Origin of the sequence: Streptomyces sp. NPDC005963 (assembly GCF_040638655.1) — a bacterium.
Classification (GTDB): Bacteria; Actinomycetota; Actinomycetes; order Streptomycetales; family Streptomycetaceae; genus Streptomyces.
In genome coordinates this window covers 142435-167538 of the sequence record NZ_JBEXVD010000002.1, presented here as the reverse complement: position 1 = coordinate 167538, position 25104 = coordinate 142435, and the positions used below count along the sequence as shown (strand labels likewise).

Annotated in this window: 22 protein-coding genes and 1 riboswitch; of the genes, 12 read left to right on the top strand and 10 right to left on the bottom strand. The window is 69.3% G+C overall.

The annotated features are described in order from the left end of the window. Window positions 1-17 precede the first annotated feature (17 nt). The 4 genes from ABZ348_RS03970 (at window position 18) to def (ending at window position 4730) form a co-directional block, all read left to right on the top strand. Window positions 18-1484: an HD-GYP domain-containing protein gene (locus ABZ348_RS03970; protein WP_358929053.1), complete on the top strand. Its 1467-nt coding sequence runs from the start codon at window positions 18-20 to the stop codon at window positions 1482-1484. Next, window positions 1481-2800 carry an HD domain-containing protein gene (locus ABZ348_RS03965; RefSeq protein WP_358929051.1) on the top strand — a complete coding sequence of 440 codons (1320 nt, stop codon included), beginning with the start codon at window positions 1481-1483 and terminating at the stop codon, window positions 2798-2800. The genes ABZ348_RS03970 and ABZ348_RS03965 overlap by 4 nt, the downstream gene beginning before the upstream one ends. Before the next feature lie 173 nt (window positions 2801-2973). Then, entirely contained in the window at window positions 2974-3975 is a 1002-nt protein-coding gene (locus tag ABZ348_RS03960) for a hypothetical protein (protein WP_358929049.1), read from the top strand. A 122-nt stretch (window positions 3976-4097) separates the two neighbouring features. Further along, window positions 4098-4730, top strand: coding sequence for a peptide deformylase (gene def, locus ABZ348_RS03955; protein WP_358929047.1), 633 nt, complete (start codon window positions 4098-4100; stop codon window positions 4728-4730). Between the two features lie 64 nt (window positions 4731-4794). Here def and ABZ348_RS03950 read toward each other — a convergent pair whose 3' ends face one another. Beyond that, on the bottom strand, window positions 4795-5760 hold the full coding sequence (locus tag ABZ348_RS03950; RefSeq protein WP_358929045.1) for a helix-turn-helix domain-containing protein: 966 nt from the start codon (window positions 5758-5760) through the stop codon (window positions 4795-4797). An 82-nt stretch (window positions 5761-5842) separates the two neighbouring features. Here ABZ348_RS03950 and ABZ348_RS03945 point away from each other — a divergent pair, with 82 nt between their 5' ends. Next, window positions 5843-6127: a hypothetical protein gene (locus ABZ348_RS03945; RefSeq protein WP_358929043.1), complete on the top strand. Its 285-nt coding sequence runs from the start codon at window positions 5843-5845 to the stop codon at window positions 6125-6127. 97 nt (window positions 6128-6224) lie between these two features. Here the strand turns inward: ABZ348_RS03945 and ABZ348_RS03940 are convergent, their stop codons facing one another. The 4 genes from ABZ348_RS03940 to ABZ348_RS03925 form a co-directional block, all read right to left on the bottom strand. Then, entirely contained in the window at window positions 6225-7244 is a 1020-nt protein-coding gene (locus ABZ348_RS03940; RefSeq protein ID WP_358929041.1) for a ribonucleotide-diphosphate reductase subunit beta, read from the bottom strand. Continuing rightward, on the bottom strand, window positions 7244-9661 hold the full coding sequence (locus tag ABZ348_RS03935) for a ribonucleoside-diphosphate reductase subunit alpha (protein WP_358929039.1): 2418 nt from the start codon (window positions 9659-9661) through the stop codon (window positions 7244-7246). Before ABZ348_RS03935 ends, ABZ348_RS03940 begins: the two co-directional genes overlap by 1 nt. A gap of 162 nt (window positions 9662-9823) precedes the next feature. Then, a riboswitch (cobalamin riboswitch) is annotated at window positions 9824-9903 on the bottom strand. Window positions 9904-10125: 222 nt separating this feature from the next. Next, window positions 10126-10314: a hypothetical protein gene (locus ABZ348_RS03930; RefSeq protein ID WP_358929037.1), complete on the bottom strand. Its 189-nt coding sequence runs from the start codon at window positions 10312-10314 to the stop codon at window positions 10126-10128. Window positions 10315-10514: 200 nt separating this feature from the next. Further along, a complete protein-coding gene (locus tag ABZ348_RS03925) occupies window positions 10515-11279 on the bottom strand; it encodes a GntR family transcriptional regulator (RefSeq protein WP_358929811.1) in 765 nt (254 codons plus the stop codon). Window positions 11280-12231: 952 nt separating this feature from the next. On the opposite strand from ABZ348_RS03925, the gene ABZ348_RS03920 reads away from it, so the two are divergent. The 6 genes from ABZ348_RS03920 to ABZ348_RS03895 all read left to right on the top strand — a co-directional run bounded on the left by ABZ348_RS03920 (window position 12232) and on the right by ABZ348_RS03895 (window position 20397). After that, entirely contained in the window at window positions 12232-13518 is a 1287-nt protein-coding gene (locus ABZ348_RS03920; RefSeq protein ID WP_358929035.1) for an extracellular solute-binding protein, read from the top strand. Between the two features lie 111 nt (window positions 13519-13629). Next, a complete protein-coding gene (locus ABZ348_RS03915; RefSeq protein WP_358929033.1) occupies window positions 13630-14607 on the top strand; it encodes a sugar ABC transporter permease in 978 nt (325 codons plus the stop codon). Continuing rightward, the gene (locus ABZ348_RS03910) at window positions 14607-15437 is read left to right on the top strand and encodes a carbohydrate ABC transporter permease (protein ID WP_358929032.1); all 831 of its coding nucleotides are present in this window, start codon (window positions 14607-14609) and stop codon (window positions 15435-15437) included. The genes ABZ348_RS03915 and ABZ348_RS03910 overlap by 1 nt, the downstream gene beginning before the upstream one ends. Before the next feature lie 5 nt (window positions 15438-15442). Beyond that, entirely contained in the window at window positions 15443-16978 is a 1536-nt protein-coding gene (locus tag ABZ348_RS03905) for a glycoside hydrolase family 3 N-terminal domain-containing protein (protein WP_358929031.1), read from the top strand. Between the two features lie 494 nt (window positions 16979-17472). Then, window positions 17473-18540, top strand: coding sequence for an SIS domain-containing protein (locus ABZ348_RS03900; RefSeq protein ID WP_358929030.1), 1068 nt, complete (start codon window positions 17473-17475; stop codon window positions 18538-18540). A 372-nt stretch (window positions 18541-18912) separates the two neighbouring features. Continuing rightward, window positions 18913-20397 carry a histidine kinase N-terminal domain-containing protein gene (locus tag ABZ348_RS03895; protein WP_358929809.1) on the top strand — a complete coding sequence of 495 codons (1485 nt, stop codon included), beginning with the start codon at window positions 18913-18915 and terminating at the stop codon, window positions 20395-20397. 181 nt (window positions 20398-20578) lie between these two features. On the opposite strand, the gene ABZ348_RS03890 is transcribed toward ABZ348_RS03895, so the two are convergent. Then, the gene (locus tag ABZ348_RS03890) at window positions 20579-20836 is read right to left on the bottom strand and encodes a WhiB family transcriptional regulator (RefSeq protein WP_003953983.1); all 258 of its coding nucleotides are present in this window, start codon (window positions 20834-20836) and stop codon (window positions 20579-20581) included. A 317-nt stretch (window positions 20837-21153) separates the two neighbouring features. Then, window positions 21154-22122 carry a diacylglycerol kinase family protein gene (locus tag ABZ348_RS03885; protein WP_358929029.1) on the bottom strand — a complete coding sequence of 323 codons (969 nt, stop codon included), beginning with the start codon at window positions 22120-22122 and terminating at the stop codon, window positions 21154-21156. A 141-nt stretch (window positions 22123-22263) separates the two neighbouring features. Between ABZ348_RS03885 and ABZ348_RS03880 the strand changes: the two genes are divergently transcribed. Continuing rightward, a complete protein-coding gene (locus tag ABZ348_RS03880; RefSeq protein ID WP_358929027.1) occupies window positions 22264-22680 on the top strand; it encodes a hypothetical protein in 417 nt (138 codons plus the stop codon). A 332-nt stretch (window positions 22681-23012) separates the two neighbouring features. On the opposite strand, the gene ABZ348_RS03875 is transcribed toward ABZ348_RS03880, so the two are convergent. The 3 genes from ABZ348_RS03875 to ABZ348_RS03865 all read right to left on the bottom strand — a co-directional run bounded on the left by ABZ348_RS03875 (window position 23013) and on the right by ABZ348_RS03865 (window position 24924). After that, the gene (locus ABZ348_RS03875; protein ID WP_358929025.1) at window positions 23013-24011 is read right to left on the bottom strand and encodes an RNA polymerase sigma factor SigF; all 999 of its coding nucleotides are present in this window, start codon (window positions 24009-24011) and stop codon (window positions 23013-23015) included. Then, the gene (locus ABZ348_RS03870) at window positions 24008-24421 is read right to left on the bottom strand and encodes an anti-sigma regulatory factor (protein WP_329023176.1); all 414 of its coding nucleotides are present in this window, start codon (window positions 24419-24421) and stop codon (window positions 24008-24010) included. The genes ABZ348_RS03875 and ABZ348_RS03870 overlap by 4 nt, the downstream gene beginning before the upstream one ends. Window positions 24422-24663: 242 nt before the next feature. Further along, window positions 24664-24924 (bottom strand): UBP-type zinc finger domain-containing protein, encoded by a 261-nt coding sequence (locus tag ABZ348_RS03865; protein WP_358929023.1) that lies wholly within the window; start codon window positions 24922-24924, stop codon window positions 24664-24666. Window positions 24925-25104: the final 180 nt, after the last annotated feature.

Below are 25104 nucleotides of genomic sequence, written 5' to 3'. Positions count from 1 at the left end.
GAGAAGGGGGCGGGGAGTTGAGGTCCGTACCGGCCGCAGCACACGCGTACATTCTCTGCGCCGTGCTCAGCACCGTGATGCTCGCCCTGCCCGCGCTGCGGCCGGGAGCCGGCATCGACTGGGTGGCGGTGGCGCTGCTCGCAGGGCTGTACGCCCTGTGTGAGCTGCCCGCCCGCTGCCGACATCTGGGCCGGTCCGTCCCGGTCAGCGCGGGATCCTTCTTCCCCGTCCTGCTGGCCGCTGCGTTTCTGCTGCCGCCGGCCGCCGCGCTCCTGGTCGCCGTGCCCGGGGCCCTGGTCGGACAGGTCCAACGCCGCCCCGCCGCGCTGCGCCGCATCTGGCGCGCCGCGCAACTGGCCCTCGCCATCTGGGGCGCCGCACAGACCTACGACCTGCTGGGCGGCCATAGCGCGCCCGGTGCCGACCCGAGCCCCGCCCACCTCGACTTCCCGCTGGTCCTGCTGCCCGGCGCGGCCGGCGCGCTCGCCTTCTGCCTGGTGCTGACCGTCCTGGAAGCCGGCATCCTCGCCACCGCCGAACGCACCCCCCTGCGGGCCGGCTGGCACGGCCCCGTCCTCGGTGCACTCCTGCCCCACCTGGTGCACGGGCTGGCCGGACTGATGATGGCCGTGCTCTGGCAGAGCCCCTACGGATGGCCGTCCGCCCTCTTCGTCCTGCTCCCCATGTACATCTCCTGCTGGCTGTTCGCCCAGTACAGCCGGGAACGCACCGCCTACCAGGCCACCATCCGCGCCCTGGTGCAAGCCGTCGACATCAAGGACCGCTACACCCGTGGCCACAGCGAGCGCGTCGGCCGTGCCTCGGTCCTCATCGCCCGTGAACTGGATCTCGACGAGGACCGGATCGAGGTCATCCGGTTCGCCGGAATCCTGCACGACGTGGGCAAGCTCGGCGTCCCCACCCGCGTGCTGCGCAAGGAGGGCCCCCTCACTCCCGAGGAGCGGCGGGTCATCGAACTGCACCCGGAGTACGGTCACGAGATCGTGCGCGGCATCGACTTCCTCGGCGAGGCCCGCGCCGCGATCCTGCACCACCACGAGCGGGTCGACGGCACCGGCTACCCCTACGGACTGGCCGGGGACGACATCCCCGAGTGCGCCCGCGTGGTGGCCGTCGCCGACGCCTTCGACGCCATGACCTCCACCCGCTCCTACCGCCGTGCCCGACCGGTCTCCACCGCCCTCGCCGAACTGGAGCGCTGCGCGGGCACCCAGTTCGACCCCCGCATGGTGCACGCGCTCGTCCGTGCGCTCGACCGGCACGGCTGGGAGACCGAGGTCACCTCCGACGAGCCGCCGCCCCAGGGGCCGTGGGGGCGGCTCGACCGGCCCGCAGCCCATGACATCCCGACCCAGCCCGTGCGGGTGTTCGCCCACGGCAGCGCGGGCCGGTGGGCAGCCACCGACGAAGCGTCCGCGCACCGCGCCGGCCCCGCCGAACGCCCCCCGGGAGACTCCGGATGACACCCCCTCCCGCAGTCGACCCACGCCCCTTCGGGGGCACGGCCGGCCCGATATCCGCACCCGGGGTCACCGGCGCGACCGTGATCGCACTCATCTACCTCGCGGCCGGCGCGCTGGTCTGCACCGCCCTCGCCGCCACCCTGTGGCACGGAATCCACCAACCGGCCGCGGCACTGGCCTTCGGCGCCCTGATCGCCATCGGTGAACTGGCCCGCTGCGGCACCGTCCCATCGGAGCGCGAAGCCGCACCGCTCGGAGCCGCCGGAGCACTGGCGTACGCCCTGCTCGGCGAGTGCGGCGGCGGTCCCACCAGCCATGGCGTCTTCCAGGTCACCACCGTCGTCTTCGCCGCCGTGCTCACCGGCATCGTCCCCCATGTGGCGCGCGGCAGGGGCCCGTCACCCGACCACGTTGTCCGTCGGGTCCTCACCGTCGGGTTCGCCGCGGTCTGCTTCCAGCCGCTGTACAACTCGGGCGAGCTGCCCCTGTGGTCGGACGAGTCCTCCTACGCGGTGTTCCTGTTGGTGCTGCTGCTCCTCACGGCCCTGTGCGACGCAGTGCTCGCCGCCGTGATGACCCGCGCCCGCACCGGCTTCCCCTATCTGTCCCTGCTCCGGGAAGAGCTGCGCGCGCTGCTCGGCATCGGCTCGGCGGTCTGCGCCACCGGTGCCGTCATCGCCCTGGCCGTCGCCGCCGCCGGGCTCTGGGCGCTGCCCGTCTTCTGCGTACCTCTCCTGCTCACCCAGCTCTCCTTCCGGCGGTACGAAGGCGTGCGCGCGACCTATCGACAGACCATCGTCTCGCTGGCCCGCGCCACTGAGATCGCCGGCTACACCCCGCCGGGGCACGCCCGCCGGGTCGCCGAGCTGAGCTGCGCGGTCGGCCGGGAGATGGGGCTCGCGGGGCAGGACCTCACCGTCCTGGAGTACGCGGCCCTGATGCACGACATCGGCCAGCTCTCCCTGGTGGATCCGGTGCCCGACGGAGCGACCGCACTACTCCCCGTAACCGAACAGCGTCGGATCGCCCTGCTCAGCGGAGCCGTGGCCCGTCAGACCGGAGTACCGCCCGCGGTTGCCGTCATCGTGGAGCGCCAGGCCGACCCCTCGCACGAACAGCCGCTGGCGGCCCGGATCGTCCGTACGGCTAATGCGTACGACGATCTCACCGGGGCACACGGAGGGGGCGCGGGCGGGGCACTGGGCGCTCTGGAGCGGCTGCGGCTCGCCCCCGGGGCCGATCATCAGCGAGAAGTGGTCGAAGCGCTGGCCAGGGTGTTGGCGCGGGGTGCACAGGCACCGGTCCGCCAAGGGTGATCCGGGTACGTTCCGGGCGGGTCTGGTACCCCTCCAGCCTGGGTAACCCATGGGTAATGAGCCAGCTGTCGACCGGGCATGGTTGGATGCGAAAGAGGACAGAGAACCAGCGTCAAGCAGACACACACAGAGCGTCCGGGGGAACTTCCCCGAGCGATCGGCAGGCGGGAATCGTGAAGATCTTCGGGAAGGTACGGCATCGGCCCTCCGCCTCGTGGCGGCAGGCCACCGACCGCGCGTTCACGCTGATCGGCGACGGCCGGTACGAGGATGCGGGCGCGCTGTTGACCAGGGCCGCCGATCTGGAGCCCTGGCTCTCGGAGTCCTGGTTCAACCTGGCGCTGTTGCACAAGTTCCGGCACGACTGGGAGCAGGCGCGCGCAGCGGGGCTGCGGGCCGTGGCCCTCCTGGACAAGGAGACCGGAGCCCCCGACTGGTGGAACGTGGGCATCGCAGCCACCGCCCTACAGGACTGGCCACTGGCCCGCCGGGCCTGGCAGGCATACGGACTGAAGGTCCCCGGGCTGCCGACCCGCACGGGTGTGGGCGCAGGGCCGAGCGGTGCCGCCGTCGGCATGAACCTCGGCAGTGCGGCGGTGCGGCTCTCGCCCGAGGGCGAGGCCGAGGTCGTCTGGGGACGGCGGCTCGACCCCGCCCGGATGGAAGTCCTGTCGATCCCGCTGCCCTCCTCCGGGCGCCGCTGGGGCGAGGTCGTCCTCCACGACGGGGTGCCCAACGGCGAGCGGACCACCTCCGCCGGACCGTCGTACCCCGTCTTCGACGAGATCGAGCTGTGGGCGCCCTCCCCCGTACCGACCTGGGTGGTGCTGCTGGAGGCCGCCACCGAGGCCGATCGGGACGCGCTGGAGCAGTTGGCGTCCGACGCAGGGTTCGCCGCCGAGGACTGGTCCTCGTCCGTACGGCTGCTCTGCCGCGCCTGCTCCGAGAGCAGGATGCCGAGCGCCGAGGGCGAGGGGGAGCACCTCGATCCGCACGACCACAGCGAACCGGGTCAGCCCGGGCCGCTCGGCCACCGTACGTCGGGCGATCTCTGGTCGCCGGAGCGCGAGTGCGGCATCGCGGCCCCCGCCGGCCTGGTGCGCGGCCTGCTGGACGGCTGGGTCTCCGACAGTCCGGACACCCGCGAGTGGCGTGATCTCGAAGAAGTCTGCTGAACGCTGCCCGTAGTGTGGAGGGGCACAGCGCGACCGCACCAACCGGCTGACGCTGGCAGACATGGCCCCCACCGGGCGGGCACTGGGCATCCACTAGGTACTGAGGAAGGCGTACGGCTGACATGGCGTCGCAGCAGGAGACGGACCAGCAGGTCAATGATGGTTTCGTCGTGGACACGGAAGACTGCGAGGCACGTGAGCTCGCACATCGCGAGCGCGGTACCTCGCACCCCATCACGGTCGTCGGCAATCCGGTGCTCCACAAGGAGTGCAAGGACGTCACCGAATTCGACGACAAGCTCGCTGCGCTGATCGACGACATGTTCGCCAGCCAGCGCACCGCCGAGGGCGTGGGCCTGGCCGCCAACCAGATCGGCGTGGACCTCAAGGTCTTCGTCTACGACTGCCCGGACGACGACGGCGTGCGCCACGTGGGGTACGTCGTCAATCCGGTGCTGGAGGAACTGTCCCCCGAGGAGCGTCACCTCGACGACTCCAACGAGGGTTGCCTCTCCGTCCCGACCGCCTACGCCTCGCTCGCCCGCCCCGACTACGCGGTGGTGCGCGGCCAGGACCTCGAAGGCAACCCCATCAAGGTGCGCGGCCAGGGCTACTTCGCCCGCTGCCTCCAGCACGAGACCGACCACCTGTACGGGTACCTGTACATCGACCGGCTCTCCAAGCGGGACCGCAAGGACGCGCTGCGGCAGATGGCCGAGGGCACCCCGCGCTACGCGGTCGTCGCCAACGACTGAGCTGAGGCGAGCGGGTCCCGGCACCTGCGTCGGGGCCCGCGTCCAGCCGGGTGTCCCCGCCGCCTCAGGCCACCGGAACCGGACCGCGGAAGGTGCGGCGGTAGGCGTTCGGCGTGGTGCCGAGCGTGCGCAGGAAGTGGTGGCGCAGGGCCGCCGCATTGCCGAAGCCCGAGCGGCTGGCGATCGCGTCGACGGTTTCGTCCGTGGACTCCAGCAGCTCCTGGGAGAGCAGCACCCGCTGGCGCAGCAGCCAGCGGTACGGCGTCGTCCCGGTCTCCTGCTGGAAGCGGCGGGCGAAGGTGCGGGTGGACATGTGCGCGCGGGCGGCGAGTTGGTCCACGCTCATCTCCCGGTCGAGATGGCGTTCCATCCATCCGAGCACGTCCCCGACGGTGTCGCAGCGGGTGCGCGGCAGCGGCCGTTCGATGTACTGGGCCTGGCCGCCGTCCCGATGCGGCGGGACCACCATGCGCCGGGCGATGTGGTTGGCGATCTCCGGGCCGTGTTCCTGCCGCAGTACGTGGATGGAGGCGTCGATCGCCGCTGCCGTGCCCGCCGACGTGATGATCGACCCCTCGTCGACGTACAGCACGTCCGCGTCGACGACGGCGTGCGGATAGCGTTCGGCGAGTGCCGTGGCGTGACGCCAGTGGGTGGTGCAGCGGCGGCCGTCGAGCAGCCCGGCAGCGCCGAGGATGAAGGCCCCGGTGCAGACGCTCAGCACCCGGGCGCCACGGTCGACGGCCCGGCGCAGGGCGACCAGCAGGTCCTCGGGATAGTCGCGCGTCGGATAGTCACCGCCCGTGGGTACGGCGATGAGGTCCGCGCTGTCCAGCCGTTCCAGGCCGTGGTGCGCGGTGATGGAGAAGCCGGCGTGGGTGGCCAGGGTCCGGTGTGTTGCGGAGACCACCGCGAAGTCGTAGACGGGCATGCCGTCCTCGCTGCGGTCGAGGCCGAACACCTCACTGATCACACCGAGTTCAAAGGGATGTACGCCTTCGAGGAGCACGGTGGCGACATTCTTCAACATGGATCGAGTGTGGCAGTAATTCGATGGTCCATGACAGTCCTGCCACTGACTTTTCTGCTGCGGCGGCGGGAGAGTAGAGGACATGCATACATTCCTCGGTTACCTCATCGTCATGGGTCTTCTCGCTCTTCTAGTACTTCCTTCGCTTATCGGACATGCCCGTGATCGTGCCGTCGATCGTCAACTGCGGGCGGCCGAGCGCGGACCCTCCCCGACGACCCGGGTCGACGGCACCCGGCCGGCCGCCGTTGCCGTGCGCTTCACCCCGGTCGCCACCACCACGGGCGAGCTCGGGCCGGGTTCCGTCGAGCTGGCCCCGGCGGACGCCGCCATCGCCCCCGGACGGACGGTCGACGCCGGACGGTAGGCCGCGGTGAACCGAGGCGTGGAGAGCGCAACGACCATGGGGACCCGAATCATCGGGTCCCCATGGTCGTTTGCGGGACCTGGCGGTCCCGGGCCTCTTAGAAGTCCTCGTCCAGATCGACCGACCCCTCGACGGCCACCTGGTACGCGGACGGGCGACGCTCGAAGAAGTTCGTCAGCTCCTGCACGCCCTGCAACTCCATGAACGAGAACGGGTTCTGAGAGCCGTACACCGGGGCGAAGCCGAGCCGGGTGAGCCGCTGGTCGGCGACGCACTGGAGATACTCGCGCATCGACTCGGTGTTCATGCCCGGCAGTCCGTCGCCGCACAGGTCCCGACCGAACTGGAGCTCGGCCTCCACGGCCTCCTTCAGCATGTCGGTGACCTGCTGCTGGAGGGCGTCGTCGAAGAGCTCCGGCTCCTCCTTGCGGACCGTGTCCACGACCTCGAACGCGAAGTTCATGTGCATGGTCTCGTCCCGGAACACCCAGTTCGTTCCGGTGGCCAGGCCGTGCAGCAGACCGCGGGAGCGGAACCAGTACACGTATGCGAAGGCGCCGTAGAAGAACAGCCCCTCGATGCACGCGGCGAAGCAGATCAGATTGAGTAGGAACCGGCGCCGGTCGGACTGCGACTCCAACTGGTCGATCTTCTCGACCGAGTCCATCCAACGGAAGCAGAACTGCGCCTTCTCACGGATGGACGGGATGTTCTCCACGGCCGCGAACGCCGCGGTGCGGTCCTCCGGGTCGGGCAGATAGGTGTCGAGCAGCGTCAGATAGAACTGGACGTGCACGGCCTCCTCGAAGAGCTGACGGCTGAGGTAGAGCCGCGCCTCCGGGGAGTTGATGTGCTTGTACAGCGTGAGCACGAGGTTGTTGGCGACGATCGAGTCACCGGTCGCGAAGAAGGCGACCAGCCGGCCGATGAGGTGCTGCTCGGCCGGGGTCATCTTGGCGAGGTCGGAGACGTCCGAGTGGAGGTCGACCTCCTCCACGGTCCAGGTGTTCTTGATCGCGTCCCGGTAGCGCTCGTAGAAGTCCGGGTAGCGCATCGGGCGCAGGGTGAGCTCGAAGCCGGGGTCGAGCAGGTTCTTGACGGGCTGGGGGGTGGACATTACTGGCAGGCCTCGCAGGACTCGGGGTTCTCCAGGGAGCAGGCGACCGCCTCTTCGGGGGCCTGCTGCGGGGGGACGGGGACGGGAGCGGCCGCGGCGTTCGTGGAGCCGGACGCCGCACGGGCGATCCGGGTCGCCGGCCGTGACCGCAGGTAGTACGTCGTCTTCAGGCCCTTCTTCCAGGCATAGGCGTACATCGAGCTGAGCTTCCCGATGGTCGGCGTCTCCAGGAAGAGATTCAACGACTGCGACTGGTCGAGGAACGGGGTGCGCGCGGCGGCCATGTCGATCAGACCGCGCTGCGGGATCTCCCAGGCCGTCCGGTACAGCTCGCGCACCTCGGCCGGTACCCAGGTGAAGCCCTGCACCGAGCCGTTGGACTCGCGCAGCGCCTCCCGGGTGGTCGCGTCCCAGACGCCGAGCCGCTTGAGCTCCTCCACCAGGTAGTTGTTGACCTGGAGGAACTCACCGGAGAGCGTCTCGCGCTTGAAGAGGTTGGAGACCTGCGGCTCGATGCACTCGTACACGCCGGCGATGGACGCGATGGTCGCGGTCGGGGCGATGGCCAGCAGCAGCGAGTTGCGCATTCCCGTCGCCGCGACCCGCTCCCGCAGGGCGGCCCAGCGCTCGGGCCAGTGCAGTTCGACGCCGTAGTGGTCCGGGTGCAGCACCCCGCGGGCCGTACGGGTCTTCTCCCAGGCGGGGAAGGTGCCGTGGCGTTCGGCGAGGGAGCAGGACGCCTCATAGGCGGCGAGCATGATCCGCTCGGCGATCTGGGTGGAGAGCGCGCGGGCGGCGGGGGAGTCGAACGGCAGCTTCAGCTGGAAGAAGACGTCCTGGAGGCCCATGGCGCCGAGGCCCACCGGACGCCAGCGGGCGTTGGAGCGGCCCGCCTGCTCGGTCGGATAGAAGTTGATGTCCACCACGCGGTCGAGGAAGGTGACGGCGGTGCGGACGGTCGAGTCGAGGCGCTCCCAGTCGACGGCGCCGTCGACGACGAAGGCACCCAGGTTGACCGAGCCCAGATTGCAGACGGCGGTCTCGCCGTCGTCGGTGACCTCCAGGATCTCCGTGCACAGATTCGACGAATGGACGGTGTGGCCCGGTTCGGCGGTCTGGTTGGCGGTGCGGTTGGCGGCGTCCTTGAAGGTCATCCAGCCATTGCCGGTCTGGGCGAGGGTACGCATCATCCGGCCGTAGAGCTCACGCGCCGGCATGGTCTTGCGGGCCAGGCCGCGGGCCTCCGCGCCGCGGTACGCGGCGTCGAACTCATCGCCCCACAGATCGACGAGTTCGGGCACGTCGGAGGGGGAGAACAGCGACCACTCGCCGTCGGCGTCGACCCGGCGCATGAACTCGTCCGGCACCCAGTGGGCGAGGTTGAGGTTGTGGGTGCGCCGGGCGTCCTCGCCGGTGTTGTCGCGCAGCTCCAGGAACTCCTCGATGTCCGCGTGCCAGGTCTCCAGATAGACGGCGGCTGCGCCCTTGCGCCGACCGCCCTGGTTGACGGCGGCCACGGAGGCGTCCAGCGTCTTCAGGAAGGGCACGATGCCGTTGGAGTGGCCGTTGGTCCCGCGGATCAGGGAGCCGCGGGCGCGGATGCGCGAGTACGAGAGCCCGATGCCGCCCGCGTGCTTGGAGAGCCGGGCGACCTGGTGGTAGCGGCCGTAGATCGAATCCAGTTCGTCCAGGGGCGAGTCCAGCAGGTAGCAGGACGACATCTGCGGGTGGCGGGTGCCCGAGTTGAACAGGGTGGGCGACGAGGGCAGGTAGTCCAGCCGGCTCATCAGCCGGTACAGCGCGGTGACCTCGTCGAGCGCGCGGACGGAGTCGTCCTCGGCCAGACCGCAGGCGACGCGCAGCATGAAGTGCTGCGGCGTTTCGATGACCTGACGGGTGATGGGGTGGCGCAGCAGATAGCGGCTGTAGAGGGTGCGCAGTCCGAAGTAGCCGAAGCGGTCGTCGGCCGTGGGGTCGAGGACGGCGTCGAGGCGTTCGGCGTGGAGCGTGACGAACGCGGCGGTGCGGTCGGCGATCAGACCCTCGGTGTGTCCGACGGCGACGGACGCGGAGAAGCAGGAGGCCCCCTGGCTCTCGGCCTCCTCGGCGATGGTGAGGGTCAACAGCCGGGCGGCGAGTCGGGAGTACGCCGGGTCCTCGGAGATCAGTCCGGCGGCGGCGTCGGTGGCGAGCCCACGGAGTTCGGCCGTGTCCGATCCGGCGTTCCGTCCGCGCAGCGCGGCGGCGGCGACCCGACCGGGGTCGGTGTCCGGCAGATCGGCGGTCAGGTCGGTCAGGGTCCGCAGCAGTGCGGTTCCCGGTCCGTCCTCGCCGTTCCGCGACGGGGGAACCTGCTGCGGCATCTGCTCGGAGATGTCGGCGGTGCCTGAAACCGGATCGGCAGGCGCGATGGTCACGTGGTGCTCTCCCTCGCTCGGCTCGCGGGCCGAAGGGCGGGAGGGCAGGGCCGCCCAAGTGCCTGCCCGGCTAGGGGCAGCACTGTGCGGCGTCCACCGGCCCAACCGCGAGGCCCGGACGTCTGGGCACCCGGCTCGATTGAGCCGGGCGCGCTGTCGGCAGTCGGCCGGACTCGTACAGGTACGACAAAGCGCACCACGACATACCGTTGCGGGACAGTTCCGGATTCACACCGGATTCCTCTGCGACGACAGCGAGATGAGCATACATGTGGGGGGGCATGGTGGAAGTACCCACCACATGTTGTGTCGTGGTGGAACGCGAGGGGGAGGCGGAAGCCCTTGGCGCACAGGGGGTGTGGCCCTGGAAAGCCCGGTCTTCCCGGGCTGGGGACGGCCGTTCGACGCGGTCCGTGAGCCGCGATTCGTTCGAAGCAGGGCGTGTGTGCGGCAGCGGGGGACCTCTACGGGCGGGAGGCCGAGTTCACACCGGTGTCCGCCCCGTACGTGCCGAAGTCGGCAGGGGCACGGCTCGTACCGACGGTGTACCGCTCGGCCGAGGAGCTGCTGAAGGGCTGGAAGGCGATGGCGTGGCGCCCGGCGATTCGACGTCGTTCATCGACGGAGGGGAGTCCCGGGGCGTGCCGTCCCACTGCTGCGCCGATCGCGTCCGGATCGCGCGAGGGGTGCGGGAGGGGTGCGGGAGGGGAGGGGCGGGGGCGTCGCGCGTTGGGAGGGCCCGGTGGGGGTGATCCGGGTCGCGCGACGGGGGCGGCCGTTTCCGGTGCCCGTCCGCACGGCCGGTGCTGTCCGGGCCGTCGGTGTCGGTCGTGTGCTCTCGGGTCCGTACTCCCTAGTTCAGTGGGCGCCGCAGACGCGCCACGAACTTGTAACGGTCGCCCCGGTAGACGGACCGCACCCACTCCACCGGTTCATTGTTCGCGTCCACCGAGTGTCGGGAGAGCATCAGCATCGGCAGCCCCACATCGGTCCCGAGCAGCCCGGCCTCACGCGGGGTGGCCAGCGAGGTCTCGATCGTCTCCTCGGCCTCCGCGAGGCGGACGTCGTAGACCTCGGCGAGTGCCGTGTACAGAGAGGTGTACTTCACCAGCGAGCGCCGCAGGGCCGGGAAGCGCTTGGCCGACAGATGGGTGGTCTCGATCGCCATCGGCTCCCCGCTCGCCAGCCGCAGCCGCTCGATGCGCAGGACCCGCCCGCCGGTGTTGATCTCCAGGAGCTCGGCGAGCCGGTCGTCCGCCGTGACGTAGCCGAGGTCGAGGAGCTGCGAAGTGGGTTCGAGCCCCTGGGCGCGCATGTCCTCGGTGTAGGAGGTGAGCTGGAGCGCCTGGGCGACCTTGGGCTTGGCGACGAAGGTCCCCTTGCCCTGGATCCGCTCCAGCCGCCCCTCGACGACCAACTCCTGGAGCGCCTGGCGAACGGTGGTGCGCGAGGTGTCGAACTCGGTGGCCAGTGTCCGTTCGGGCGGCACCGGTGTGCCTGGGGGGAGTGTTTCCGTCATCTCCAGCAGATGACGCTTGAGGCGGTAGTACTTGGGCACGCGGGACGTGCGTGTGACAGGGCCCGTCCTGCCCTCGGTGCCGCCCCCGTCCGTGGCCAAGCCCTGATTGCCTGGCTGTTGTGCTGCTGCCGTCACCGATTCCTCCATCACTAGGTTTCACATCGTGGCATGGGCTGGCCTCGGGGCGTCACCCTCCCGGGCGCCCGGCCGGGCAACGGGCACGAGTGCACCTCTTATACACCGAGGGCACCACGCTTGGTCTAGTCCATCGGGCAATGTTGCTGCCAGACCGTAGTACGGAAGGCATGGCCGGTCAGGGCACCCGGAAGGGTTTGGGGAGGATGCCTCCGTCTCCTGTGAGCGGGCTGTGGATGACGTCTCGCGGCCGGTTCCGGCAGCCCTCGTCGATCACCGGGATCGTGGTGGCGGAGGCCGGCGGCGGTGTGTGTCGAGGGGTGCCGGAGCGTCCGTACGGGAACGGGCCGGCGCCCGGAGATCACAACGGCGCGGAGGCCACGACGGCGCGGGGGCCACGACGGCGCGGGGGCTACGACGGCGCGGGGCGCTCGACCGGAGCGTTCCGTCGGGCGGCGCGGTTTGAACCGTCGACGGGCGGAGCGCGGTGGACGGGCCCGCCGCGGGCGCCGCGGTCCAGCGGCGTTCCGGGGTCGAAGGCAGCCCGTGCGCCAGTGCGACGGCGGCTTTCGAACTGTCTGACGAGCGGTCTTCCCGAACCGCCCACAACGCCCCTCGCTCCGGGAGATACTGCTGAAGTCTGGGGCCTCTGTCGGGACGGTTGAACATGGATGCCCGTTCCGTCATGGCTTCACGCTGACGGTCAGATGTCGGTCTGATAACGGACGTGTCGGGCCTTCCGGTCGAGCCTTGACAGCCATAAAGGTCTAGGCCAAGCTCCGGGTGCTGGTCTAAACCACTAAAGATCAGTTCCCAGCCCCACGAGCAGTACTAGGCATCGGCTTGGCGGTACGAGCAGTACTAGGCATCAGCTTCGCGGTGGGCAGGGGTTGCAGACATCCCTGAGGAGGGTGGCGTGAAGCGCAAGCTCATCGCGGCGATCGGCGTCGCAGGCATGATGGTCGGTCTCGTCGCATGCGGCAGCGACGACAAGGGCAGCGACAAGGGTAGCGAGTCGAAGGGCCCCGACAGCTACAAGGGTCAGACGCTGACCGTCTGGGCGATGGACGGCTCCACCCCCGACCAGTGGCAGGCGGACCTGACCGCCGAGTTCGAGAAGACCACGGGCGCCAAGGTCAAGTTCGAGGTCCAGCAGTGGAACGGCATCCAGCAGAAGCTGACCACCTCCCTCTCGGAGGAGAACCCGCCGGACGTCTTCGAGATCGGTAACACCCAGACCGCCGCCTACGCCAAGACCGGTGGCCTCGCGGACCTGGGCGACCTGAAGAAGGAGATCGGCGGCGACTGGGCCGAGAACCTGAACGAGGCGTCCGTCATCGACGGCACGCAGTACGCCGCCCCGTGGTACTTCGCCAACCGCGTGGTCCTCTACAACAAGTCCGTGTTCGCGGAGGCCGGCATCGCCGCGCCGCCGAAGACCCGTGACGAGTTCTACGCCGCCCTGGACAAGATCAAGGCCAAGGGCAAGGCCGAGCCGATCTACCTGCCCGGCCAGAACTGGTACTACTTCGTCGGCCTGACCATCGGCCAGGGCGCCGAGCTCGTCAAGAAGGACGGGGACAAGTGGGTCTCCAACCTCGGTGACCCGAAGGTCGCTGCGGCTGCCGAGCTCTACAAGAAGCTCCAGTCCTACTCCAAGGCCCCCAAGGACAAGGACGAGGCCACCCCCCAGCAGGCCGACATCTTCGCCAAGGGCAAGACCGGCGCCTTCATCGGCATGGGCTGGGAAGCCGGCACGGCGATCAAGGCCAACCCGGCCATCGAGAAGGAGATCGGCTACTTCACCATCCCGGGTGAGACCGCCGACAAGCCCGAGGGTGTCTTCCTCGGTGGCTCCAACCTCGCCGTCGCCGAGGGCAGCAAGAAGAAGGAGCTCGCCAAGGAGTTCCTGAAGCTCGCCCTCTCCGACAAGTTCGAGGGCCAGCTCGCCAAGCTGAACGGTGTCATCCCGAACAAGGAGTCGCTCAACACCAACCTCGCGGGCAACCCGGTCGCCGAGGCCGCCGCGCCGTCCGCCAAGTTCGGTGGCACCACCCCGCTGATCGCCGAGTGGGCCGCCGTGGAGAACGCTCCGAACCCGATCAAGACCTACCTGACCGCGGTCCTGAACGGTAAGTCCCCGGCCGACGCTGCGAAGCAGGTCGAGGGCGAGTTCAACAAGCGTCTCTCGCAGAAGCAGTAAGCACCCGCTGTAGGGGGGCGGGTTCCGGACCGGAACCCGCCCCCCTACAGGCACACGTGCTGCCCCCGACTTCTGCTTCCCCCCAGTTGCCTAGGAAGAGATGGCAAGAGCATGACCGTGCAGACCGAGAGGCCGCCATCCGGCCCGATGAAGGTCCACCGGCGGACCAATGGAGGACACGGGAAACCTCCGGAGAGCAGACGAGCCGGAGCGCTTCTGCCCTATCTGCTTCTGCTCCCCGCTGTCGCGGTCACCTTGGTTTTCCTCGGTTATCCGCTGATCAACAACGGCATTCTGTCATTCCAGAACCTGAACATGAGGCAGCTGATCCAGCACCTCACGGAATGGAACGGAATCGACAACTACAAGGAAATCCTGACGGGTTCGGATTTCTGGCGGGTCACCGGCCGCTCCATCGCCTTCACCGCCGCGAACGTCGTCCTCATCATGCTGCTGGGAACGCTCGTCGGGCTGCTGCTCGCGCGTCTCGGCAAGCGGATGCGCGTGGCCCTGCTGATCGGCCTCGTCCTCGCCTGGGCCATGCCGGTCGTAGCCTCCACCACCGTCTACCAGTGGCTCTTCGCCCAGCGCTTCGGTGTCGTCAACTGGGTCCTCGTCCAGTTCGGCTTCGACGGCATGGCGGACTACAACTGGCTCGGCAGCCAGATGTCCACGTTCTTCGTGGTCACGCTGCTCATCGTGTGGCAGTCCATACCGTTCGTCGCCATCAACCTCTACGCCGCGACGACCACCATCCCCAAGGAGCTCTACGAAGCCGCGTCGCTGGACGGCGCAGGCGCGTGGAAGAGCTTCACCTCGGTCACGCTCCCCTTCATGCGGCCGTTCCTGTACGCCACGACCTTCCTGGAGATCATCTGGGTTTTCAAGGCGTTTGTACAGGTCTACACGATCAATGCCGGTGGCCCGGACCGTCTCACCGAGATCCTGCCCGTGTACGCGTACATCGAGGGCATCGGTAACCAGCACTACGGCATGGGCTCGGCGATCGCCATGCTCACCATCGTGATCATGCTGGCGCTCACCGCGTACTACCTCCGGATCGTCCTGAAGCAAGAGGAGGATGCGTGATGAAGCGCTCACTGCTTGGCCGTCTCTGGCCCAACATCACTGCCGCACTGCTGATCGTCGGCTTCATCTTCCCCGTGTACTGGATGTTCGCCACGTCGTTCAAGAAGACGCCGGACATCGTCTCGGACACCCCCGTCTGGTTCCCCACGGACCCGACCTTCCAGCACTTCCAGACGGCGCTCGACGCCGACAACTTCTGGACGCTGGTCCGCAACTCGCTGACCGTCACCATCCTCGCCGTCGTCTTCTCGCTGATCATCTCGCTGGCGGCGTCCTTCGCCCTCGCCCGGATGCGCTTCAAGGGCCGGCGCGGCTTCATCGTCGGCTTCATGATGGCCCAGATGGCGCCGTGGGAAGTCATGGTCATCGCGATCTACTTCATCGTGCGCGACGCCGACATGCTCAACAGCCTGATCCCGCTGACCTTGTTCTACATGGTCATGGTGCTGCCCTTCACCCTGCTGACGCTCCGCGGCTTCGTCGCCGCCGTGCCGAAGGAGTTGGAGGAATCGGCGATGGTCGACGGCTGCACCCGTCGTCAGGCGTTCGTCAAGGTGATCCTGCCGCTGCTCGCGCCGGGTCTGATGTCGACGTCCATGTTCGGCTTCATCACCGCGTGGAACGAGTTCCCGATGGTGCTGGTGCTCAACAAGGACGTGGAATACCAGACGCTGCCGCTGTGGCTGTCCAGCTTCCGTTCCACCTTCGGCGACGACTGGGGCGCCACCATGGCCGCCTCCACCATCTTCGCCATCCCGATCCTGCTCCTCTTCGTCTTCCTTCAGCGCAAGGCCGTCAGCGGCCTTACTGACGGCGCAGTGAAAGGCTGATCCCGGTGGGAATCCCGACCAGCGGACTCCGCGCGCAGGACCCTCTGTACGCGGACGCCCTGGCTGTCCTGCAGCCAGGCTTCGGAGGCACCACGGCACCCGAATGGGTCCGTCGCACCGTCGCTCAGGGCCTGCTCTCGGTGGCCCTGTACGGCCGCAACTGCAAGGATCCCGAGCAGGTAGCGGCGCTCACGTCGGAGCTGCGCAAGGAGAACCCCGACATCCTCGTCGCCATCGACGAGGAGGGCGGGGACGTCACCCGGCTGGAGGTCGTGGGCGGCTCGTCCTGGCCCGGCAGCCTCGCGCTCGGAGCGATCGACGATCTGGCGGTCACCCGTGACGTGGCCCGCGAACTCGGCCACTCGCTGGCCGCCTGCGGCGTCAACTTCAACTGGGCCCCCTCGGCCGACGTCAACGCCAACCCCGACAACCCCGTCATCGGGGTCCGGGCCTTCGGCGCCGACACCCAGCTCTGCGCCCGGCACACGGCCGCCTGGGTGGAGGGACTCCAGTCCGTCGGCGTGGCCGCCTGTGCCAAGCACTTCCCCGGCCACGGCGACACAGCGGTCGACTCGCACCTGGGCCTGCCCAGCATCGAGGTCTCCGAGACCGTACTGAGGGAGCGGGACCTGGTCCCCTTCCAGGCCGCGATCGACCAGGACGTCAAGGCCGTCATGACGGCGCACATCATGGTCAACGCGCTCGACACCGAGCACCCGGCGACCCTGAGCCGCAGAGTGCTGACCTCCCTGCTGCGCGCTCCCAAGTCCGAAGGCGGGCTCGGCTACAACGGGCTGATCGTCACGGACGGCATCGAAATGGGTGCCATCGCGCGTACCTACGGCGTGGCCAGGGGCACGGTGCTGGCGCTCGCCGCCGGCGCTGACGCCATCTGCACCGGCGGTGACTCCTTCGGCGAGGACACCGTCATCGAACTCGCCGGCGCCATCGTGGACGCCGTCCACGCGGGCGAACTGCCCGAGGAGCGGCTCGTCGACGCCGCAAGCCGGGTCCGTGCGCTCGCCGCGTGGACCGCCGAGCAGGCCCACCCCGATGGCCGTCGCGCCCCGGACGCAGCCGTCGGTCTCGCCGCCGCCCGTCAGGCCCTGCGGGTCACCCGCGGTGCCCAGCACGACCCCGTCACCGGCCCGGTCCAGGTGGCGACGTTCTCGCCCGAGGCCAACTGCGCCGCCGGCGCGGAGACCCCCTGGGGCGCCGCCACCGCGATCGGTGAACTGCTGCCCGGATCCGGCCAGGAGACCTACACCGGCGACCAGGCCGCGGCCGACGGCACCGATGTGCTGGTCGCGAAGGTCCTGGGCGCCGCCGGTGAGCGCCGCACGGTCGCCGTGGTGCGCGATGCCCACCGGCACCCGTGGATGGCCGAGGCGCTGACGGCCCTGGTGGCCGCCCGCCCCGACACGATCGTGGTGGAGATGGGGGTGCCGCAGGCGGAGCCGACCGGTGCCCTGCACATCGCCACCTTCGGCGCGGCGCCCGTCTGCGGCCGGGCCGCGGCGGAGGTCATCGCCGGAAGGTGAACCATGGAGCGGGCCTCTCGCCGCCGCACTCCCCGACCGGGGACGAGCGGCCACGAGGGGCCCGTTCGTACGAGCCCCGGGAGGGCCGCCGCGATCGTCAGCGGCCGGCCGCCTCGGAGGGTCGGTGTCGGGCGCGGCACAGCAGGAGGGGACCGCGCCCGACACCGGCCCTTTTTCGTGCCCCCAGCCGGGTCGTGCCGGCGGTGAACGTCGTCCTGAAAGCTAAGCCCGCGGTGTCCCCACCCCGAGCCTGAGCCCGCCGCGGAACGTGCTGGCGTTGGCACCAGACCGTACGATCGTGGCAGTGGTGCGTGCGGTTCCCGGTCGGGGGGCTCGGGCTTCCTCGTCCCGTCCCTGCCGGCCGATGAGCGCTGCGTGCCACGGGTACTGGCGGCCCTCCGCGATGTCGCACGACGGCCCCAGCGGCCCGCAGGCCCCGAGCGGCAGCAGTACGCCCGCCCCGGAGCACGGAACGCTCTTTGGAGGCACAGCGCATGACCGCCACGTCAGCCGATCAGAGCGAGCGTCCGGGACGCATCATGTCCAGTGAGATGGCGGAGCAGCCCGAGGTGCTCCGGCGCATCCTCAGTCGCGGTGCGCCGAAGATCCACCGGATCGCCTCCGAGATAGCCGCCCGCGCCCCGCGCTTCGTCCTGCTGACGGCCCGCGGCACCTCCGACAACGCCGCGCTGTACGCGAAGTACCTGTTGGAAGTGCGTCTCGGGCTGCCCTGCGGGCTGACCTCGATGTCCACCACGACCGCGTACGGCGCCCGCCCCGATCTGCGCGACGTCCTGGTGATCACCGTCAGCCAGTCGGGCGGCTCGCCCGATCTGGTCGCCTCCACCCGGGCGGCCCGGGACGCCGGTGCGATCACCCTGTCGGTCACCAACAACCCGGACTCCCCACTGGCCGCGGTCTCCGAGTTCCACATCGATGTGCTCGCGGGCCCCGAGAAGGCGCTACCGGCGACGAAGACGTACACCGCCTCGCTGCTGTCGCTCTATCTGCTGGTGGAGGGGTTGCGCGGAGGTGACGGGGCCGCGGCCCGGGTGCTGCCCGACCTGGCCGCCGAGGTGCTCGCGCGCCAGGACGAGGTACGCCAGCTGGCCTCGCGCTACCGGTTCGCCGAACGCATGGTGATCACTTCGCGCGGCTACGGCTATCCCACCGCCAAGGAAGCCGCGCTGAAGCTGATGGAGACCAGCTACATCCCGGCCCTGTCGTACTCGGGAGCCGATCTGCTGCACGGCCCGCTGGCCATGGTCGACAACATCTCCCCGGTGATCGCCGTGGTTACGGACGGCAAGGGCGGCGAAGCCCTGCAACCGGTCCTCGACCGGCTGCGCGGCAGGGGCGCGGATCTGGTGGTCGTGGGCCCGGCGCCCCAGGTGGCGGCGGCCTCGGCGGGTTTTGCCCTGCCCACGGCGGGAGTGGCGGAGGAACTCCAGCCGGTGTTGGAGATCCTGCCGCTGCAACTGTTGGCCTATGAGGTGACGATCGCCCGGGGTCAGGACCCGGATGCGCCGAGGGCGCTGGCGAAGGTGACGGAGACCCACTGAGCGCCGAGGGGCGACTGGGGCCGATCGGACCGTGACGGGCCCGGACATACCCGCGGGCCGCGGCGCCTGACGGGACCCTCAACCCGTCCGGCACCGCAGCCCGGAGTGCTCCGGCCGGGCGGGTGTGCGGGCCCGCCGGGCCGTGGGGGAGGTCTCGATGCAGTCAGGGCAGAGAGCACCGGGGCCTCGGTTCCACTCTCCTGTGCGGGGAGAGCGGAAGTTCTTGTGCTCGTTATTGTGGACTAGACCATTCGAAGATGTCCATCTATCTGGCGCTGTTTGTTCGTACTCTCATCCATCTCTCATCAAGTCTCATCAAGCCCGGCCCGGGTGAGCGACCGACCCGCGGGTACGCTCGCACTTGTGCCCTCCATGAACGACCTCGTACGCCAGCACACCGCGCTCGGCGAGTCCGATCTCGAATGGCTGCATCTGCTGGTCTCGGAGTGGCAGCTGCTCTCCGACCTGTCCTTCGCGGACCTCGTCCTGTGGGTGCCCACCCGGGACGGCGCCCGCTATGTGTCGGTGGCCCAGATGCGCCCGAACACGGGCCCGACCTCCTACCAGGACGACATGGTCGGCCATCTCGTGCCGCGCGGTCGCCGCCCGTTGCTCGACGCCGCGCTCGACGAGGGCCGGATCGTGCGCGAGGGCGATCCCGAGTGGCGCGAGGAGGTGCCCGTACGGGTCGAGTCGATCCCCGTGCGCCGGGACGGGCGGGTGCTGGGCGTGATCGCCCGGAACACCAATCTGCTGACCGTGCGCACGCCGTCGCGACTGGAGCTCACGTATCTCCAGAGCGCATCCGACCTCGCCCAGATGATCGCTGCCGGAACGTTCCCCTTCCCGGGCCAGCAGGTCGACATGGACGCCTCCCCACGGGTCGGCGACGGACTGATCCGCCTCGACGCCGACGGCATCGTGCAGTACGCGAGCCCCAACGCCCTCTCCGCCTACCACCGCCTCGGGTTGGCGTCCGACCTCGTCGGCCACCACCTCGGCCAGGTGACCGCCGATCTCGCCCCCTCGCGCGGACCGGTCGACGAGGCCCTGGTCAAGCTCGCCAGCGGCTATGCGCCGCGGGAGACGGAGGTGGAGGGCAACGGTGGAGTGATCCAGTTGCGGGCCATTCCGTTGAAGCCCAAGGGCACTCGGATCGGTTCCCTCGTCCTCCTGCGCGACGTCACGGAACTGCGTCGCCGCGAACGCGAGTTGATCACCAAGGACGCGACCATCCGGGAGATCCACCACCGGGTCAAGAACAACCTCCAGACGGTCGCGGCACTTTTGAGGCTCCAGGCCCGGCGTATGGACTCCGTGCGGGGCCGTGAGGCGCTCAACGAGGCCGTGCGACGGGTCGGGTCCATCGCCATCGTGCATGAGACGCTCTCGCAGACCCTCGACGAGCGGGTCGAGTTCGACGAGATCGCGGACCGGGTGATCGCGATGGTCGCCGAAATCTCCCCCGGCAAGGTCGAATGCCGCCGCACGGGACGGTTCGGCGTGCTGGACGCCGAAGTCGCGACCCCGTTGTCGATGGTGTTGACGGAAGTGCTCCAAAACGCCCTGGAACACGCCTTCCCCGCGGGGGAGCGCGGATTCGTGGAAGTCGCGGTGGTCCGCGGCGATCGCCCCGGCGACGGCCAAGTGAAGGGCCGGCTGCTGATCACCATTCAGGACGACGGCTGTGGATTGCCCGAGGGATTCGACGCCCAACGGGCCGGAAATCTCGGATTGCAGATCGTGCGGACGTTGGTGGAAGGCGAGTTGGGCGGAGCGTTCGACATGCTTCCTGTGACAGAACCGGGACATGGAACCCGAGTGGTGCTCGACATTCCGGTCAGTGCCCAGAAATAGCCGCAGTCGATATTCCCTGCGTCTTCCGTCGTGAAATGACACAGCAGCGAGCCCCGGACCCTAAGTGATGGTCCGGGGCTCGAATGCTGTGGGTTCTACTGGCTGCGCGCTGCGACTCGTGGGCGGTGAGTGCGTACTCTCTGTACGCGCCGCCGGAGGCTCAGGCTCGGTGCGGTGGCAATCAGGCGCTGGCGTTACGCGCCCGGTTGCGAGCGGCGCGGCGCTTCATTGCGCGGCGCTCGTCCTCGCTGAGGCCACCCCAGACGCCGGAGTCCTGGCCGGACTCAAGCGCCCACTGCAGGCACTGCTCCATGACGGGGCAGCGACGGCAGACGGCCTTGGCTTCCTCGATCTGCAGCAGCGCAGGACCGGTGTTGCCGATGGGGAAGAAGAGCTCGGGGTCTTCCTCGCGGCAAACGGCGTTGTGACGCCAGTCCATGGCTGCTACCTCTCCTTGTATGACATGCAGGTTGCTTGTGAATGTGAACGCTTTCACGAATCCCCCCACAACGGAAGGGCCGAACGCCGAACACGCCGACGTGGTCCAGGGTTTAGAGGAGGGGTTCTGGCGGTCTGTGGGGCCGATTCTGCGGGCCGTCCCGATCGCCATGAAGAGACTCGCAAACCTCGGCGACGGATACAACCCCTTCCGGAAACTTTTTTTTGATTCCTCGGTGTCGACTAGGTCACAGCCGTACTTCTAAGGGGTGGAGTCCAGTCCGTACGTTCGAGATAAAGGACTAGGGGCCCTTCCACTCACACAATCACACGCAGTGCACGACGTACGCCTGTGAACGTCACGCTCGTACGGAGCCCCAGATGGTCACCGTCCATCTGAAAGGGCAACGGAACCTTTGAATTCAAGGTGAAGTCAGTGAGGTCGTGAAGTGTCGTCGCGTGCTTCCCGTGCGGCCCTCGCTCGGGGCTCGACATCAACAGCTGAGTGGCATAGCGGGCAACGGCCGGCGTCGACAGTTTGGTCAGACCGAGAACGTCCAGACCGGTGTCGAACGACGCCTTCGGAGAGGCGTACAGCGGGCGATTGCCCAGGAAGCTCCACGGGGACGTGTTGCAGACTATGGAGAGCGCGAGATCGGTGATCGGATCGGCGCCCGGGCGCTCCAGGGAGATCACACCCGCTCTGCGGTGGGGATCGTCCAGGAACTGGCGCATCACCTGGCGCACGTACAGCGCGTGGGTCGAACGCTTCCCCCGGGCCCGCTGCTGTTCGACGCGACCGATCACACTGGCGTCGAAGCCGACCCCCGCACAGAAGGTGAACCAGCGGGAGGGCACGGACTCGTCCTCAGTGCCCGGCGTACCGGACGCCAGCCCGAGGCCCACCGTCCGTTCGCTCTGCTCACGGAGCGCATCCAGGATCGCCCCCGTCGCCTCGACGGCGTCGTTCGGAATGCCGAGCGCGCGGGCGAAGACGTTCGTGGAGCCGCCGGGCACGACCGCGAGCCGCGGCAGCCCCTCCGGCTCGGGTCCGTGGTGGAGCAGTCCGTTGACGACCTCGTTGACCGTGCCGTCGCCGCCCAGCGCGACGACGAGATCGATCTCACCGGATTCGGCGGCCCGGCGTGCCAGGTCCCGCCCGTGGCCCCGGTATTCGGTGGTGATGGCTTCCAGCTTCATTTCGCTGGCCAGTGCATGGATCAGTACGTCACGGGTGCGTGCACTGGTGGTGGTAGCTGCTGGATTGACCACGAGGAGTGCGCGCATGTGAGGCAGCGTACCTACCTGGGGGTACCTGGCCCAGTTCGGGTGGGAACCCGACGGTGCCCGGCGGGGATGCCGGGTACGCCCCGACCGCGGCGGGCCCTGCGCCGGCCCTGGGGGAGGGGAGCCGGTTACCCTGCTGGGGTGAGCACTGACCCGACCCCCCGCCCCGCCCGCCTGACCGCCGCCGCGGCCGTGTCCGGCCTGGAAGGCCTGGCGCTGGTCGGCTACGGCGTCTACATGCTGGTCATGGGCTTGCTCGGCACCCCCGAGAGTCCCACCCAGGCCGAGATGGGCGGGCTGACCCTGATCGCCCTCGGCGCGCTGCCGCTGGCTGCCGCACGCGGTCTGCTCGGGCAGCGCAGCTGGAGCAGGGGCCCCGCGATGATCACCCATCTGATGGCGCTGATCCCTGCGTGGACCCTGCTGCGTTCGTCGGGCGGACTGATTCCGCTCGGCATGGTCGTCGCCGCCGTCGCCGTGACCGGACTGGTGCTCCTCGTCAATCCGACGACGACCCAGGCCCTGGGGATCCGCGGCCCGGGCACCCGCGACGCATAGCGATGGCGACACCCCCTGTACGGCCCGTACGGCCCGTCTAGCTCACCCGGTACGACTGCGGCCCGATACGACAGGGGCCCAGGAAGCGTGCAGGGGCCCTTGGGACGGCCTTGCCGCGACCCCCGCAGGTCCTGGGCCCCGGACGTACCGCGATGGCTGCCACCACGCATCCTCCGCCCTTCGTCACGAGGTCCTTCGATACGCGGGCCTTCGACGCGCGAGCCGCGCTCACGCACGAGTGCTGCACCGGGCTGATCCGGCTCGGTCCGGGAACGGGAGCGGGCCGTGACCGCCCTCGGCGATCACGGCCCGAACTGCGAGGGCGGCCCCCGCTACTCCTCCACCAACAACTTCTCCCGCAGCTGCGCCAGGGTGCGGGCCAGCAGCCGCGACACGTGCATCTGCGAGATCCCCACCTCCTGGGCGATCTGCGACTGCGTCATGTTCCCGAAGAACCGCAGCAGCAGGATGCGCTTCTCCCGCGGTGGCAGGTCCTCCAACAGCGGCTTGAGGGACTCGCGGTACTCGACGCCCTCCAGCGCCTCGTCCTCCGAGCCCAGGGTGTCGGCGACCGCCGGGGACTCGTCGTCCGTGTCGGGGACGTCCAGGGAGAGCGTCGAGTAGGCGTTCGCCGACTCCAGCCCCTCCAGGACCTCCTCCTCGGAGATGCCGAGCCGCTCGGCCAGCTCGTGCACGGTCGGCGAGCGACCGTGCTGCTGCGACAGCTCGGCCGTCGCCGTCGTCAGGGAGAGCCGCAGCTCCTGGAGGCGGCGCGGCACCCGTACCGCCCACCCCTTGTCCCGGAAGTGGCGCTTGATCTCGCCGACCACCGTGGGCGTGGCGTAGGTGGAGAACTCGACGCCGCGCTCCGGGTCAAACCGGTCCACCGACTTGATCAGCCCGATCGTCGCGACCTGGGTGAGGTCGTCGAGCGGCTCCCCGCGGTTGCGGAACCGCCGGGCCAGATGCTCGACCAGGGGTAGATGCATCCGGACCAGCCGATTGCGCAGCTCCGCCTTCTCGACGGACCCGTCCGGGAGCTTTCGGAGCTCGACGAACATCGCCCGAGCCCCGCTGCGGTCACGTGGATCGTGCTGCTGATCGTCGGTCATGAAATCTGCCCTCCCCCTGACACTCGGCTGGCTGAGGCCCTCCCCGGCGGAGCCGGAGGGTGCGCCGTCGACCTGTGCCGGCTCCGCCCCTGCCGGATGGCCGTCGGATCCGTCCACCGGGTGCGGCCTCGCCTGCTGTTCCGGGAAGTCATGCACCGCGGGTGCCTCGTCGCGCACCGGACCGTCCTCGTTCCGCACCGGACCGTCCCCGTCTCTCATGCCGGCCCGGGGCCGGCGCCGCGCTGTTTGTACAGACTGATGGAGACCGTCCGGTCATCGGCGACCGACGAGTCGACCTTCCCCGCCAGGGCGGAGAGCACCGTCCACGCGAAGGTGTCGCGCTCCGGCGCCCGGCCGTCGGTCGTCGGCGCTGAGACCGTGACCTCCAGCGAGTCGTCGATGAGCCGGAACACACAGCTGAGGACCGAGCCGGGAACCGCCTGCTGCAACAGGATCGCGCACGCCTCGTCGACCGCGATCCGCAGATCCTCGATTTCGTCGAGGGTGAAGTCCAATCGCGCCGCGAGACCGGCCGTGGCCGTACGCAACACCGACAGATAGGCACCCGCTGCGGGCAGCCGGACTTCCACGAAGTCCTGGGTCCCGGGCTCGCCTGCGATCTGGGACACCCTCACCTCCAAGGTGACACAAGCTCTTTCGGGGCCGCGGGAGAAAGATCCCGAAGCCGTCGCTACGCAGTCCGTGCGTAGCAGTACTGGCCCGGCGACGCTATCGCGATCCATAGCGTTGTGTCGCAGGACCCCCATCCTCAGCAACTGTCACTCATGGTAGGCATATAGCCACACACAGTGGCTAGAGGTCTGCGTGACCCAATTGCGAGGACGCGGGGGAGGGTTGACGTACCCACACTTCAGACGATCGAACCGTCGACAAAGCACCATCGCCAGCTCTCACCCGGCTCGAAGCTCCGCATCACGGGGTGGCCGCTCTCGGCGAAGTGGGCGCTCGCGTGCCGCAGCGGCGACGAATCGCAGCAACCCACCGAACCGCAGATCAGACAGAGCCGCAGATGCACGGGCTGGACCCCCGCGGCCAGGCACGCCTGACAGGTCTCGCTCGACGGAGGCGGCTCCGGGCGGGGCAGTGCTGCTGTGTGCGGACACTCGCTCATGGTGGCCAGGTTACGGCGCCGAGGGCGGACGTTCTCGCTGGGAGCGCCGAACCGCCGGAACGGGTGCGGGACACGACCGGAGCGATCGAACGGCGCCGTCCACCGATCGGCCATGCTTCGCCCGGACGAGCGGTGCACGATACCGGGACCCCGTGCGCACGCGCGGGCCGAACCGGGCCG